The 13082-nt window shown below is 44.9% G+C and carries 16 protein-coding genes and 1 tRNA gene; 9 read left to right on the forward strand and 8 right to left on the reverse strand.

Going from position 1 to position 13082, the window contains the following annotated elements:
• Positions 1 to 2: 2 nt before the first annotated feature.
• The 4 genes from CW735_RS19800 to trmL all read left to right on the forward strand — a co-directional run bounded on the left by CW735_RS19800 (position 3) and on the right by trmL (position 3024).
• On the forward strand, positions 3 to 764 hold the full coding sequence (locus CW735_RS19800; protein ID WP_232230552.1) for a HAMP domain-containing protein: 762 nt from the start codon (positions 3 to 5) through the stop codon (positions 762 to 764).
• Positions 724 to 1362, forward strand: a complete 639-nt coding sequence (locus tag CW735_RS19805; RefSeq protein WP_232230553.1) for an ATP-binding protein — start codon at positions 724 to 726, stop codon at positions 1360 to 1362. The genes CW735_RS19800 and CW735_RS19805 overlap by 41 nt, the downstream gene beginning before the upstream one ends.
• 131 nt (positions 1363 to 1493) lie before the next feature.
• The gene (locus CW735_RS02105; RefSeq protein WP_071978493.1) at positions 1494 to 2477 is read left to right on the forward strand and encodes an alpha/beta fold hydrolase; all 984 of its coding nucleotides are present in this window, start codon (positions 1494 to 1496) and stop codon (positions 2475 to 2477) included.
• 82 nt (positions 2478 to 2559) lie between these two features.
• Positions 2560 to 3024 carry a tRNA (uridine(34)/cytosine(34)/5-carboxymethylaminomethyluridine(34)-2'-O)-methyltransferase TrmL gene (trmL, locus tag CW735_RS02110; protein ID WP_071978494.1) on the forward strand — a complete coding sequence of 155 codons (465 nt, stop codon included), beginning with the start codon at positions 2560 to 2562 and terminating at the stop codon, positions 3022 to 3024.
• A gap of 24 nt (positions 3025 to 3048) precedes the next feature.
• Here the strand turns inward: trmL and gpsA are convergent, their stop codons facing one another.
• The 4 genes from gpsA to CW735_RS02130 form a co-directional block, all read right to left on the reverse strand.
• Positions 3049 to 4062, reverse strand: coding sequence for an NAD(P)H-dependent glycerol-3-phosphate dehydrogenase (gpsA, locus tag CW735_RS02115; RefSeq protein ID WP_442855908.1), 1014 nt, complete (start codon positions 4060 to 4062; stop codon positions 3049 to 3051).
• 26 nt (positions 4063 to 4088) lie between these two features.
• On the reverse strand, positions 4089 to 4601 hold the full coding sequence (gene secB / locus CW735_RS02120) for a protein-export chaperone SecB (protein WP_071978495.1): 513 nt from the start codon (positions 4599 to 4601) through the stop codon (positions 4089 to 4091).
• 61 nt (positions 4602 to 4662) lie between these two features.
• On the reverse strand, positions 4663 to 4923 hold the full coding sequence (grxC, locus tag CW735_RS02125) for a glutaredoxin 3 (protein WP_071978496.1): 261 nt from the start codon (positions 4921 to 4923) through the stop codon (positions 4663 to 4665).
• Between the two features lie 10 nt (positions 4924 to 4933).
• Positions 4934 to 5362 (reverse strand): rhodanese-like domain-containing protein, encoded by a 429-nt coding sequence (locus tag CW735_RS02130; protein WP_071978497.1) that lies wholly within the window; start codon positions 5360 to 5362, stop codon positions 4934 to 4936.
• Positions 5363 to 5642: 280 nt separating this feature from the next.
• On the opposite strand from CW735_RS02130, the gene CW735_RS02135 reads away from it, so the two are divergent.
• The 3 genes from CW735_RS02135 to CW735_RS02145 all read left to right on the forward strand — a co-directional run bounded on the left by CW735_RS02135 (position 5643) and on the right by CW735_RS02145 (position 8516).
• Positions 5643 to 6752 carry a murein hydrolase activator EnvC family protein gene (locus CW735_RS02135; RefSeq protein WP_232368413.1) on the forward strand — a complete coding sequence of 370 codons (1110 nt, stop codon included), beginning with the start codon at positions 5643 to 5645 and terminating at the stop codon, positions 6750 to 6752.
• Between the two features lie 279 nt (positions 6753 to 7031).
• Positions 7032 to 7901, forward strand: a complete 870-nt coding sequence (locus tag CW735_RS02140) for a divergent polysaccharide deacetylase family protein (protein WP_083595174.1) — start codon at positions 7032 to 7034, stop codon at positions 7899 to 7901.
• 186 nt (positions 7902 to 8087) lie between these two features.
• Positions 8088 to 8516, forward strand: a complete 429-nt coding sequence (locus tag CW735_RS02145; RefSeq protein WP_071978498.1) for a MerC domain-containing protein — start codon at positions 8088 to 8090, stop codon at positions 8514 to 8516.
• 2 nt (positions 8517 to 8518) lie between these two features.
• On the opposite strand, the gene CW735_RS02150 is transcribed toward CW735_RS02145, so the two are convergent.
• From CW735_RS02150 to rsgA, 4 genes are all read right to left on the reverse strand, one after another.
• A complete protein-coding gene (locus tag CW735_RS02150) occupies positions 8519 to 9211 on the reverse strand; it encodes a glycerophosphodiester phosphodiesterase (RefSeq protein WP_071978499.1) in 693 nt (230 codons plus the stop codon).
• Between the two features lie 8 nt (positions 9212 to 9219).
• Positions 9220 to 10101 (reverse strand): DMT family transporter, encoded by an 882-nt coding sequence (locus CW735_RS02155; RefSeq protein WP_071978500.1) that lies wholly within the window; start codon positions 10099 to 10101, stop codon positions 9220 to 9222.
• 3 nt (positions 10102 to 10104) lie between these two features.
• Positions 10105 to 10983, reverse strand: coding sequence for an archaetidylserine decarboxylase (gene asd / locus CW735_RS02160; protein ID WP_071978501.1), 879 nt, complete (start codon positions 10981 to 10983; stop codon positions 10105 to 10107).
• A 139-nt stretch (positions 10984 to 11122) separates the two neighbouring features.
• Positions 11123 to 12166: a small ribosomal subunit biogenesis GTPase RsgA gene (gene rsgA / locus CW735_RS02165; protein ID WP_071978502.1), complete on the reverse strand. Its 1044-nt coding sequence runs from the start codon at positions 12164 to 12166 to the stop codon at positions 11123 to 11125.
• An 86-nt stretch (positions 12167 to 12252) separates the two neighbouring features.
• On the opposite strand from rsgA, the gene orn reads away from it, so the two are divergent.
• Positions 12253 to 12798 carry an oligoribonuclease gene (gene orn / locus CW735_RS02170; RefSeq protein WP_071978503.1) on the forward strand — a complete coding sequence of 182 codons (546 nt, stop codon included), beginning with the start codon at positions 12253 to 12255 and terminating at the stop codon, positions 12796 to 12798.
• 100 nt (positions 12799 to 12898) lie between these two features.
• A tRNA-Gly gene (locus tag CW735_RS02175) sits at positions 12899 to 12974 on the forward strand.
• Positions 12975 to 13082: the final 108 nt, after the last annotated feature.

Below are 13082 nucleotides of genomic sequence, written 5' to 3' on the forward strand. Positions count from 1 at the left end.
GTATGCTGAAAAAGTTAAATCCAACTCGCGCTATTATGGGGCGAATATTTTTGTGGTTTTGGGCCACATTTATAGTTACCGCGGCATTGGCTATCGTGGGTACACGATTCTTTTTTGAAGAGTTGGAAGTGGTTGATATTACCCCCCAAGATGTTCGAACTTTATCTGCGTCGGTAACTCGGTTGGAGCGGGAAAGAAGGCAGACTATCCCGTTAGTGAAACTGCTTAACCGCCTTGAACGAGAAACTCGCGGTCGCTTAGTTGCGATTAATACCGAAAATAAGCAAATAATTACCCCTCCAGGCGCACCAGTTCGAGACAAAGACGCTAAGGCAATGCAAAAATTAATTGGGCAAGAGACGGCAATTGCGATTAAGCGAGGACCCATAAAGTATTCTGGCCCCATGCTTTTTAACTATGCCAATAAACAATACGCATTGTTTACAGTGAAGTTAGATCGCGCTGCAGAAAATAAGCCCTCTTTTTTACTTTTGCTTTCTATAGCAATAATCACCACCAGTATTCTGAGCTGGTTGTTTGCCCGTTCGTTAACAACGCCGATTTTACACATCCAAAGTTCTGCGAAGAAACTTGCCAACGGACAATGGAATACCCGAGTTGGTCACGCCTCAAAAAGATATGATGAGCTTGGACAGCTTGCGCGAGATTTTAACATCATGGCAGAGAAGCTCGAGTCAATGTGGGGGGGCGCAAAAACGGTTGTTGGCAGATGTATCTCACGAACTTCGCTCACCACTCGCTAGGCTGCAAATGGCGCTAGGGTTGGCATATCAGCAAAATGTCGACCCTGACACACTCATGCGTGTCGAGCGAGAGGCTAACCGAATGGAAGCATTGGTAGGCCAACTGCTTACCTTAAGCCGCGCAGAAGCAGGTCAAGCGTCGCTGAAAAAAGCATTTTTATCTGATGTTTTAAATGAAGTATTTACAGATGCTAATTTTGAAGCCGCAAACTCTAACAAGCAGCTTCGCATTGCCACTATCCCAACGCTATCAGTGTTGGTTGACAGCCATATGCTTTGTAGGGCTGTAGAAAATGTGCTGAGAAACGCCATTCGACACAGTAAATACCTCACCACTGTGGCATTTGAACAAGATGATACGCATTGGCACATAGAAATAAGTGACGATGGCGACGGTTTATCACTAGAAGACTGTGAACAAATATTTTCACCATTCTACCGTGCTTCAGCGGCAAGGGAGCGAGAATCGGGTGGAGTAGGTTTAGGGCTCTCTATTGCAAAGGCCGCGGTTGAGTTGCATAACGGCGTTATTAAGGCTGCGCCACTTGAAGGAAAAGGACTTAAAGTAACACTCTCGTTACCTTTGAATTTACCGTAACTCTTCGGCTAGCTATGTAAATGTAAAAACGGTGAACCTTGCCCAGTAATAAAATCTGCAAAGCAGGTTGGTAATGTGACGGGGTTTTTAGTTATTATCTAAGCATTAATGACCATATCAAGGCTGGTATCATGGATTGGACGTTCACGTCTGAGAACAATTTGGCGACTACCTTTGCCACTATGATTAATCCGTTCTGGCAAGAGCATGTAACAGAAGGTGCGTTTAAAGGCCATGAAGGGTTTTCTATACGCTATGCATTTTGTATTCCCGAGTACCCTCGTTCTACCGTAGTAATTAGCTCCGGCCGCATAGAGTCATACCTGAAATATAAAGAGTTTATTTTCGATTTATATCAAAATGGCTTCGCGGTATTCATCCTTGATCACCGTGGACAAGGGCTGTCAGACCGACTGACTCACGACCCGCAGCACGGGTATGTTGATAGTTTTGATGATTACGTTGACGACCTCATCACCTTTGTAAACAACATAGTTAAGCCCAAGCAGCAGGGCGAGCTACAGTTAGTTTGCCATTCCATGGGGGGCGCAATAGGAGCATTGACACTGCTACGCGCTCCAACGCTTTTTTCTAGAGCCGTTCTTGCCTCACCTATGTTTGGTATCAAGCCAGCTCTTCCTAACTGGGTAGCTAATGGGTTGATTCGGACTGGGCTGGCAGTAAACAGAATGAAAAAGCAGCAGTCGGGCTACTTTTTCGGTCAAACCCCTTACATAGCTTTTCCATATTCGCTCAATAAGCTCACTCATAGTAAAACTCGCTACGCACTTTTTAGAACCCTCTACGATGAAGAACAAGACATTCAGTTGGGAGGGGTAACCACGGAGTGGCTGTGCGCGGCTCACGAGGCAATGCACAAAATAGAAGATAGCGCCAAGGCTATTACTACTCCCATGTTAGTATTTAGTGCTGATGGTGACAGTATTATTGACAATAAGCGCCAGCGACGAGTTGTACAAAATATGCCAAATGCTGAACTTGAAATTGTTCCGCGCGCATATCACGAGCTATTTACAGAGTCTGACGCATTGAGAGAGCCCACATTAATACGATTATGTGACTATTTATCCCACGGTTTATCAAACGGCGCGTGATATCATAAATGCCTTGAAAGCACTGGTTCCAAGCGAACGCTAGTGCTGCCTTACTCAGTTAATATAAAAATAGAAGCTTAGCATGTTCGACATTGTACTTTATCAACCTGAAATACCGCCAAACACAGGAAACATCATTCGTTTGTGTGCTAACAGCGGTTTCGCTTTGCACCTTATAGAGCCGTTAGGTTTTGAGTGGGACGATAAGCGTGTGCGTCGTGCAGGTCTCGATTACCATGAGTTTGCCCACGTGAAGCGCCATGCGAATTTAGATGCTTATATTGAAGATGCAAAACCGACAAGAATTTTTGCATGTACCACAAAAGGTAAAGCGTTCCATAGCGACGTGAAATATAAAAAAGGTGATGCGTTGATATTTGGCCCCGAAACTAGAGGGTTACCCGATGACTTTATTCAGTCGCTTCCTGAAGGGCAGCGAGTGAGAATTCCAATGTTGCCAGATAGTCGCAGTATGAACTTATCCAACGCCGTATCTGTGTTCGTTTATGAAAGCTGGCGTCAAATGGGGTATGAAGGGGCAAGATAGGCTGCGCGCAAGGCGTCTACCAATCTAGCCCTCGTTTCGTAAGTCTCGCCCTAAAAGCGCAAGGGCAGCTTCTTTCGGGTTTTTGTCGTGGTAAAGGACTGCATAAATTTGCTCGCAGATGGGCATCTCAACGCCCACTTTTTCCGACAATATATGTACTTCTTCTGTGTTGCGGTACCCTTCAACCACTTGACCAATTTCGTCAATAGCCACATCGACGGTTTTGCCTTGACCTAATGCAAGCCCAAAACGTCTGTTTCGAGATTGATTGTCTGTACAGGTTAACACCAGATCGCCAAGACCGGCCATGCCCATAAATGTTTCGGGATTCGCACCAAGTTTTACGCCCAAGCGGGTAAGCTCAGCTAGACCTCGTGTAATCAACGCGGTTCGCGCATTGGCACCAAAACCCAGACCGTCGGCCAATCCTGCGCCGATAGCAATAACATTCTTAACTGCTCCGCCAAGCTGTACGCCGGTAAAGTCTGAGTTTTTATACACTCTAAACGACTTTGCGCAATGGAGCTTCGCGGCAAACTCATCTGCAAACGTATCATCGGTGGATGAAAGCGAAATAGCTGTTGGCAATCCCGCTACCATCTCTTTGGCAAAGGTGGGGCCTGATAAAACGGCTAGGGGATAGTGCGTGCCTAGAATTTCTTCGGCAACTTCGCGCAGCAAGCGCCCTGTTTTTGGCTCTAACCCTTTGGTTGCCCAAATAATTCGGTGATGAGGTTGCAGGAGCGGTTTCAAGCTAGTAAGCATAGCTGCAAATGCATGGCTAGGAACAACAACCAAAATATCTTGACTGGCGGCCACGACATTTTCCAAATTTGCATCTACGTGCAATGCATCAGGAAACGTTGCACCAGGAAGATATCGCGCGTTTTCTCGAGACTGCGCCAACGCCTTCATGTGCACGCTGTCTCGACCCCATAGCAAGGTAGAATTATTATTTCTAGCAAGACAAAAGGCCAGAGCGGTGCCGTAAGATCCCGCCCCTAAAACAGAAACTGAGGGCACAGAAACCGAGGGCAAAGAAACCGAGTTTATGCTCACGCCTATTACGCGTCCATCTTAGGCGCTTGACCTTGCTGTTGTTGCTGAGCACGCTTTTGCACATAAGCTGCAAAGATCGCGTCAAAGTTAACTGGAGCAAGATTTAGCGGAGGGAATGTACCGCGGTTGACCAAGTTAGAAATAGTTTCACGCGCATAAGGGAAAAGCATGTTAGGGCAGAAAGAACCCAACGTGTGAGCTTTGTTTTGATCTGGCATTTCGCCAATGGCAAAAATACCCGCCTGCTGAACTTCGCAAAGGAATGCAGTTTCTTCGCCTAATGTTGCGGTAACTGTTACTGAAAGCACAACTTCGTATACGTTCTCTTCAAGTTTATTCGTACTTGTATCAATATCGAGCTTTATTTCTGGCTTCCACTCTTTGGTGTAAATAGCCGGTGCATTTGGCGATTCAAAAGAGATGTCTTTTGTGTAAATGCGTTGAATATTGAACTGTGGTCCTTGCTGAGCTTGCTCGCCTGCAGCTGCACCGTTATTTGTCTGATTTTCGTCAGCCATGGTATTTCCTATTTATTCGTTGTTTTATTTCAATTTATAGCGTTGCTGTCGCGCTGACGCTTTATGCTAAACCCAACATAGGGTCTAATTTACGTTCGGCTTCTAAAGCCATCATATCGTCACAGCCACCAACGTGGTGTTCATCAATGAATATTTGCGGTACTGTCCAGCCACCATTTGCACGTTCTATCATAACGTCGCGAAGCTCTGGCTGCACGTCGATAGGATATTCAGTAAACTCCACACCCTTTTGTTTTAGCAGCGCTATGGCTCGGTGGCAGAATGGGCAGTGGCGCTTGGTGTAAAGTTCAACTTTGCTCATAAAAGGTTACCTACTTTTTTGAAACGGGTAAGTTAGCGCTTTGCCACGCATTCATCCCGCCTTTCAATACATTAACATTTGCGAAGCCATCTTTTTGCATCGCACTTGCTGTACCACGAGCTTGATTGCCCATAGCGCATACTACGATAATGGGCTTATCTTTACTGTTTTCAAGCTTCTTAAAATTTTTCTCGCGCAGTTCTTCAGGTTTAATCTGTCTCGCGCCAAGAATGTGCCCCGCGTTAAAGTCTTTCGCCGCACGCATATCAAATACCACAGCATCTTCTTTATTTATCAATAATGTTGCCTCGTGGGTACTGAGTTCTTTTACCGATGAGGTAAGCCCGCTGACGTAACTGAATATCAACATGCCCACTAACGCTACCCAAACACCAGCAAGAACAATGTTGTTGCTGGCAAATTCAATAAGTTGATCCATTACTGCTAACCCTGTCTACAGACCTTGAAAAGAGTGCAAAGTATATAGAAAAATTGACGAGAAACCAGCCTGCCGTTTATTGCGATACACTTTGGCATTACGATTTCGTTTAGCTGGTTGATATTACGCCTAAATTGAACTGGGATTATGACAGCGGCTCAGATACACTGAAAATACTCTTGCGTGCTAACGCGTTAAAAGCAACCTCGATTTTTAGGATGGCTTCACCGCTTCTATGGTTTTACGAACTTCACTCTTTACCTTACTCCTTGGGCTGCTTATGCACCTGTCTACGCCAGTTTATGGTCAAGACGCAGCGCAGTCTGAACAAAAAGAGCGGTTAGCTAAATTACAAGCTGAGCTGGTTGCTCGCCAGCAAGTACTGCAAAACAGCAAGGCGAGTGCTGATGAGCTAGAAGGTGTACTTAAACAGTCTGAGTTAGAGATTGCTAAAGTAGCTAAGGCGTTAAGTAACACAAAACAGTCACTAGAGCGTGTAGAAAAAGAGCAAAACGCGCTGCAAAAAGAACAGGCTACCTTAAAGTCAGCCATTCGACAGCAACAGTCTTTATTAGCAAGTCAATTAAAAAGTGCCTTCATGGCCGGTCATTACGATTATGCCAAAATGCTTTTCTATCAAGATGACGCAAAGTCCTTCGAGCGTGTTATTACCTATTACAAGTACGTTGCGAAAGCACGTCAAAAAGAAATCGAGACCTTTCGCGATAACGTGGCACGACTCGAAACAGTAAATGAAGAACTAGTTGAAAAGGCTGAAGCACTTGCACAGCTTAAAGACGAACAAGAAAATCAACGGGCCATACTACTTACACGCCAAAATGACCGTAAAGCCACGCTCAAAAAACTGAATAAAACCATTGCGTCTGAAAGCCAAAAAATAGCCTCACTAAAAGCCAATGAAAAAGCGTTAGTTGATGCCATTGAAAAGGCGCGAATAGCCGCTGAAAGAGCTGCGCGCGAAGCCACAATCACTCTCGATGGGTTGGCTAAATTGAAAGGGCAGTTAGACGCGCCGGTTAAGGGCCGCATTCGCAAACTCTTCGGCAACCGACGCCAAGGACAGGTACGTTGGAAAGGTATTGTGATTGATGGCGCAGAAGGCGACCCAGTAAACAGTATAGCCCCTGGCAAGGTACTTTATGCCGACTGGTTGCGAGGCTTCGGTTTGGTCTCTATTGTCGACCACGGAGATGGTTACATGAGCGTTTACGGGCATAATCAGGCGTTATTAAAGCAAGCCGGAGACGAGGTGAGGCGCGGGGAGCGTATTGCGCTAGTAGGGCGAAGTGGGGGGCAAGAGTTTCCGAATCTCTACTTTGAAATTCGCCATAAAGGCAAAGCCATTAACCCAACTGCATTTTTAAATTAAAATAGGGCATGTTACTTTGATAACATGCTTCTTTGATAAATGATATGTTGATAATTAAAAGTGCTTTAACGACCTAAAAAAATTTTGGTGCTTCAAAATATTTCTGAGCACAAAAAAGGTTTCCGAGGGCAAAACAAGGTTCCTCACGTTTGCCGGGAAACACGGTCTCCGCCACTGCATAATAAGAAGTAAAAAAAGAAATTACTAAAAAGACATTACAAAACAAAAAGCCAAACAAAAATAAAAACAATCACCCTTATTGGATATGGTTAAGTACTCGTGCGTTTTATTATCATTTTTTTCTTGCTTTTAGCAGGTGGCTTCACAAGCCATTTAGCTGCAGCGAAACCCAGTGTCATTATCATACTCGATGACCTCGGATACAGGCCCTCGGATATCGCCGCATTTTCACTTCCTAAAGAGGTTGCGTTTTCTATTCTCCCCCAAGCGCCGCTGTCTGAACACATTGCACAAAAGGCGTCACAAGAAGGCCGTCCGGTTATGCTGCATATGCCAATGCAGGCTACTAATAACAAGTTTATGGGCCCTCTAGGTTTGCATACCGACATGTTCCCAGCAGCAATAACTTTTACGTTGCGCAAGGCAATCAAGAGTGTTCCTAATGCTATCGGTATTAATAACCACATGGGAAGCGCATTTACAGGCCGAGAAGAAGCAATGCAGGCGCTTATGAAAGAGGTTAAACGTCAGGGGCTTTTTTTCGTCGACAGTAGAACAACCGTATCGACCAAGGCTCAAGATGTCGCCGAGCGAATAGGGGTGCCTAATGCAAGCCGACATGTATTTTTAGACCATCGCAGAGATAAGGCGTTTTTAACTAAACAATTTAAGAAAATGAAGCAAGTCGCCAACCAAACAGGCTACGTTGTTGTTATCGGACACCCACACCCTGAGACCATTGCATTTTTAAAGCAACATTTACCAGATTTAGATGAAGAAGGATTTAACCTGTTGTCGGTGGCAGATTATTTTGCCGCTCAAGAGGAACATGATAACACCCCTTATGCTAGCGACAGTTCAGGTAGCTGTGCTGCAAATAAAAACTGCCCTCAAAAACGTGAATCTCATGGTAGCGAGCAGTTTATTGCCACCTTTCCAACCGAAACCCTCATTTCATCACCAAGGTAGCAAGCATTAACGTTATTATCGCTGCACTTTAAAGCGTCATTAAGAGTGTGGAAAATACCCTTTTTAACAATCTCATAAATAAAAAAGTTAAGCGGTTTGAGAAAAGTTTAATGAGAAGAGATTTTTCATTTCCCTTATTTTGTTATATTATAACGTCTCTGGCGTATTTTTTATTTAAAGGTCTGCATGACTCCAATTGACGACAATCCAGCGAAATTAGACAAACTAGGCATTTGGGTGTCTGGTCTGTGCGCGTTGCATTGCTTGGCGTTGCCTGTGCTCGTGCCCTTATTGCCCTTAATTGGATCTTCGTTTTTTGCTCAAGTATGGTTTGAGAGAACGATACTTTCTTTCTCGATCCTTGTGGGAGCAGTTGCCTTAATCAGTGGCGCAACCCGTTATCATGGCCGACTTTACCCCCTTGTGTTACTACTCACCGGTGGCGTTATTTATTGGTTTAAAGACATTTTTGGTGAGTCATACGAGCCGTTTACCATCGCCTTGGGCGCTTTTTTGATTGTAACCGGTCACTGGCTAAATATGCGCCTTTGCAGACAATGCAAGTGCTGCAAAAATACTGTTCTGTCAAATCACTTATCTACCGAAGCGAAGTAAAATTATGGTGCTAGCACCGCTAGCGCTATATCGGGCACGTTGGTAAATATTCCTGTAACGCCCCAAGCTTCTAGCTGTTTCATATCTCTAGGTTCGTCAACGGTATAGACGTAAACGTCGAAGCCGTCCAAGCGCGCTTTTTCGACAAAATCCTTTTCTACTGCATCTAACGCAATATTGACTGAATATGCATTCAGCGCACGTGCACTTGCCGTGCAGTCTAGTTCAAAACTTGCGGTGAGAGCGCCAATTTTCACTTCGGGCCATAGCTTTGAAATGTCAGCCAGCCAATGATGGTTAAACGATGAAACGAGAATATGTTCCGGCTGGATATCACTGTTTAAAACAGCTTTTTTTACCTCTCTAACCCAAGAGTCAACGCAGTGAAGATGCTTTATTTCTATATTGCACCATCGCCCTTGTGGCACCGTCTTTAAACTGTCCGATAGTGTGGGAATTCTTTCGCCCTCGCCAATATCCAGTTTGCATAATTCTGTCCACGGGGTATCTAATAAATAACCTGCTTTTCGAGCTCGCCTTAACAATAGCCTATCGTGAAAAACAATAATGCCGCTTTCGTGCTGATAGGTATCAAACTCTATTCCGTCAGCACCTAGTTGAAAGGCAACCTTGAAAGCTTTTATCGTATTCTCAGGAGCTACTTTACTTGCACCGCGATGGGCAAAAATTCGCATTACCGCTCCTATTTATCGGTATCATCAGCCTGATGTAGTTTATGTGCATTAAGCGTTTCATAAACAGAGGCTGACGTTATAAGAATGCCACCAATAAGCGTGCTTAAGGTTGGGCTTTCATCGAGTACAACTATGGCAAGCGCAACACCGTAAAGGGGTTGCATGCAGGCAATAAGAGAAAATGTTTTGGCTCTTAAGTGACGTAAGCTTGCGGCAATTAATGCGTGGGGAAGCGCGGTAAATACTGTGCCTAAAAGTAACAGCATTAGCCAATCGTGTGTTGAGGCTTGAGCAATACTGTTGCCTATTGTTGGTAACATAACAATCGAGATTACGAGTGTTTGCCATGCCATTGCTTTCGCGCCGCTGTACTGTTTGAAATGTTTGCGGTGAATAATGTTTCTAAAGGCGTAAAGCACTGCCGAGGCGATACCAATTAACACCCCAAGTGTTATCTCATTTTCAAGGGTAGACTCGGGTACTATGAGGTATACACCAGCAACAACCGCAAGCGCAGACACTATGTCTTGCCAGACTAACCCTGTTTTTTCAAACAAAGGCTCAATAAGTACGGTTATTACTGGAAAGGTGAAAAGCGCAATCATTCCAACAGATACACCGGCATATTGCATTGCAGCAAAATACGTTACCCAGTGCAGCGCCATCAGTATGCCTAAACCAACGGCAATAGCATAATCACGCCGGCAGTGTAGCTTCACCTTATCTTTTGCGAGAAATAAAAAGGCGAACAACGCTACACAGGCGAATACAGAGCGAATCAGCGTGATATCAATAGCACTTAGAGGGACAAGGCGCGAAAATAGTGCCGTGCCGCCAAGTAGTATTACAGTTAGGTGCAGCGATATCAGGCTTTTTTTAACAGCATTCATAAATTAGCTGTCGGTATCATTTGTGCCACGTTTCATTGCCATGGGCTCACCCAAACGAGTCATCATACCAGGCGCTAAGTCTTCAAAGTCGATAGTGTCTTTTTCGAAACAAACAACAATTGTAGAGCCCAGTTTAAACCTGCCTAATTCTGCACCTTTCTCAAGCTTTACCGCCGCTTCACTGTCTTTTTCGTACGACCAGTGCTGAACATTCTGACCCGCTGGAGGCGTTACCGTGCCAGCCCAGACAGTTTCGATGCTTGCAACAATGGTTGCACCTACTAACACCATAGCCATTTTGCCTACTGGGGTATCGAAAATAGCCACCACTCTTTCGTTCCGAGCAAATAAGCCAGGAATATTTTGAGCGGTTAGCGGGTTGACAGAAAACAGGTCGCCGGGCACATAAATCATGTCGGTGAGGGTGCCTTCAATTGGCATATGAATACGGTGGTAGTCGCGAGGTGCTAAATACACGGTGGCGAATTTTCCGTTTTTATACGGCGCAGCAATGTCTGGCTTTCCACCGAGCAGGGTTGTCAAACTAAAGTCATGGCCTTTAGCTTGAAAAATGCTGTCGCTGTTAATGTCACCAAATTGACTTACCGTTCCGTCTACTGCATGAATAAGTACGTTTTCATTAGTATCAATCGTACGGGCCTCGGGTTTGAGAGGACGAGTAAAAAATGCATTAAAGCTTCTATAGTGAGTCGGCTCTTCATAAAGGGCTTCCGACATATCGACGTTATACTGTTTAATGAAAAGTTTAATTAATGACGTGGTCACACTTCCCATTTCGGCCGCGGCTAGTTTGCCTACCAAGCGTGAAATAAGGTGCTTTGGGGTGACGTACTGTAAGTTAACTTTAAGCCAATCTAACACTGAAAATTCTCCGTTTTTAAACAAAGGCTTGCTCTCGGTGAGCAATTGTACATGATGTCACGTTGCTACAAACAACTTTAAGATTATGAATGCGTCAAAGTCGATATAAGTACGTTTTAAACTACCTGCACACTGAAGCTTACGCCCCTGGCGGCTGGCTATGACTGGGGCGATTTTCTTCCATTGAAACTAAAATTCTGTGATAGCTTTCAAATCGCTCAGAGCTGATTTTGCCTTCATCAACCGCTTCTCTGATAAGACACCCGGGGTCGTTGAGGTGTTTGCAATCTCGAAATTTGCAGCCGCCAAGATAATCTCTAAATTCTATAAAGCCCCAGGTAATGCGTTCGCTTGGAATATGCCATAGGCCAAATTCTCTCACGCCCGGGGAGTCAATTAGATCTCCCCCCGCGGGTAAATGAAGTAACTTGGCGGTTGTTGTTGTGTGCTGTCCAAGGCCTGAGTTTGTAGAGATTTCTCCAGTGAGTTCGTCTGCATCAGGAAGTACTTGGTTTATTAAACTCGATTTTCCAACGCCGGACTGCCCAACAAACACGCTGATATTATTGTTTAAGTAAGCGTTTAGCGCCTCAATGCCTTCACCCGTAGCGCAACTGGTATAAAGCACTTCATACCCCAATTTTTCATAGGTAATAAGTTGACGCGCTACATCGGCTCGCTCGTCCTCGCTTAACAGTTCTACTTTGTTGATTACGATAAGTGGCGTAATACCAATGTCTTCGCAAGCGACTAAATATCGGTCGATGATGTTAGTAGATAAAGAGGGAAGAATGGCGCTTACTACAATTATACGGTCTATATTGGCTGCAATAGGTTTTACACCGTCATAGAAGTCTGGGCGAGTTAGTACAGAACGTCTGTCTTTTACAATTTCAATAACACTGTTAACGCCCGTATCTGTGGTATCTCCCTTACTGAAAAATACGGTATCGCCGCAAACTACAGACTCGACAGTTCTGCGTATGTGACAACGATAAATAGTACCTTCAGCGCTTTCAACATCGGCGTGCTTACCGAAACGGCCTATTACGGTGCCGCTGATAAGAGCGCTCTCATCGGGTGTTGCCGATAAAGACGTCGCTTGTTTTTCCTGTAAGCGTTTGCTGCGATTAGCAGCCACTTGACGCTTCTGTCTCTGTGTAAGTTTTGGTTTTTTCGCCACGATTATTTTCTAGTTTCACGTATACTAATACAATAATAACGTTTGTAGGACATGGTTGCCATGTCTGTAATGCACTGAGGAATGATATGAGCAAAGACAATAGCAATCTTGTTTGGATAGATATGGAGATGACGGGGCTCGATCCGGAAACCTGTGTGGTTATGGAAATTGCAACCATAGTGACCGATGCGCAGCTCAACATTCTTGCAGAAGGGCCTGTTATAGCCGTTCATCAACCCGATAGCGTGTTAGACAGTATGGATGAATGGTGCACTCGTGTGCATGGCGAAAGCGGCCTTACAAAGCGCTGCCGTGACAGTACGGTAAACGAGCAAGAAGCCGCTGCCGAAACCATCGCTTTTTTACAGCAATGGGTAGAAGCTGGTAAGTCTCCGCTGTGCGGTAACACAATAGGTCAAGACAGACGTTTCATGGTTAAGTACATGCCAGAATTGGAAGCGTACTTCCATTACAGAAGTATTGATGTGAGCACTATTAAAGAGCTTACACGCCGTTGGAAACCAGAGATTCTATCTGGGTTTGAGAAAAAAGGTGTGCATCTTGCGCTAGACGATATTCGCGAATCTATTGAAGAAATGCGCTATTACCGAGAGAAAGTGTTTACGATTTAAGCACTCATGAACACAGGCACTAAAAAAGTAGAATAAAAGGTTGCGTTACCCCAAAATTTTTGTAAAATGCGCACCACTTCAAACGAAGTGCCTTTTTGTTGCGGGAATAGCTCAGTTGGTAGAGCACGACCTTGCCAAGGTCGGGGTCGCGAGTTCGAATCTCGTTTCCCGCTCCAAATTTTAAACCTGATAGTAAACTTTACTTTCAGTGAGCGTGAAAAGCGCGACCCCTAGTGGGCCCGCGACCGGGTGTCGGCCAGTTGGCGAATCTCGTTTCCCGCTCC

This window comes from Alteromonas sp. MB-3u-76, assembly GCF_002831605.1.
In the GTDB taxonomy this organism is placed as follows: Bacteria; Pseudomonadota; Gammaproteobacteria; order Enterobacterales; family Alteromonadaceae; genus Alteromonas; species Alteromonas hispanica.

Excerpts from the sequence above, each read along its gene's own strand:
- orn (WP_071978503.1), top strand. The coding sequence starts at position 12,253 with ATGAGCAAAGACAATAGCAATCTTGTTTGGATAGATATGGAGATGACG.
- CW735_RS02105 (WP_071978493.1), top strand. The coding sequence starts at position 1,494 with ATGGATTGGACGTTCACGTCTGAGAACAATTTGGCGACTACCTTTGCC.
- grxC (WP_071978496.1), bottom strand. The coding sequence starts at position 4,923 with ATGAGCAAAGTTGAACTTTACACCAAGCGCCACTGCCCATTCTGCCAC.
- CW735_RS19800 (WP_232230552.1), top strand. The coding sequence starts at position 3 with ATGCTGAAAAAGTTAAATCCAACTCGCGCTATTATGGGGCGAATATTT.
- CW735_RS02135 (WP_232368413.1), top strand. The coding sequence starts at position 5,643 with ATGCACCTGTCTACGCCAGTTTATGGTCAAGACGCAGCGCAGTCTGAA.
- trmL (WP_071978494.1), top strand. The coding sequence starts at position 2,560 with ATGTTCGACATTGTACTTTATCAACCTGAAATACCGCCAAACACAGGA.
- CW735_RS02155 (WP_071978500.1), bottom strand. The coding sequence starts at position 10,101 with ATGAATGCTGTTAAAAAAAGCCTGATATCGCTGCACCTAACTGTAATA.
- secB (WP_071978495.1), bottom strand. The coding sequence starts at position 4,601 with ATGGCTGACGAAAATCAGACAAATAACGGTGCAGCTGCAGGCGAGCAA.
- CW735_RS02130 (WP_071978497.1), bottom strand. The coding sequence starts at position 5,362 with ATGGATCAACTTATTGAATTTGCCAGCAACAACATTGTTCTTGCTGGT.
- CW735_RS02150 (WP_071978499.1), bottom strand. The coding sequence starts at position 9,211 with ATGCGAATTTTTGCCCATCGCGGTGCAAGTAAAGTAGCTCCTGAGAAT.
- CW735_RS02145 (WP_071978498.1), top strand. The coding sequence starts at position 8,088 with ATGACTCCAATTGACGACAATCCAGCGAAATTAGACAAACTAGGCATT.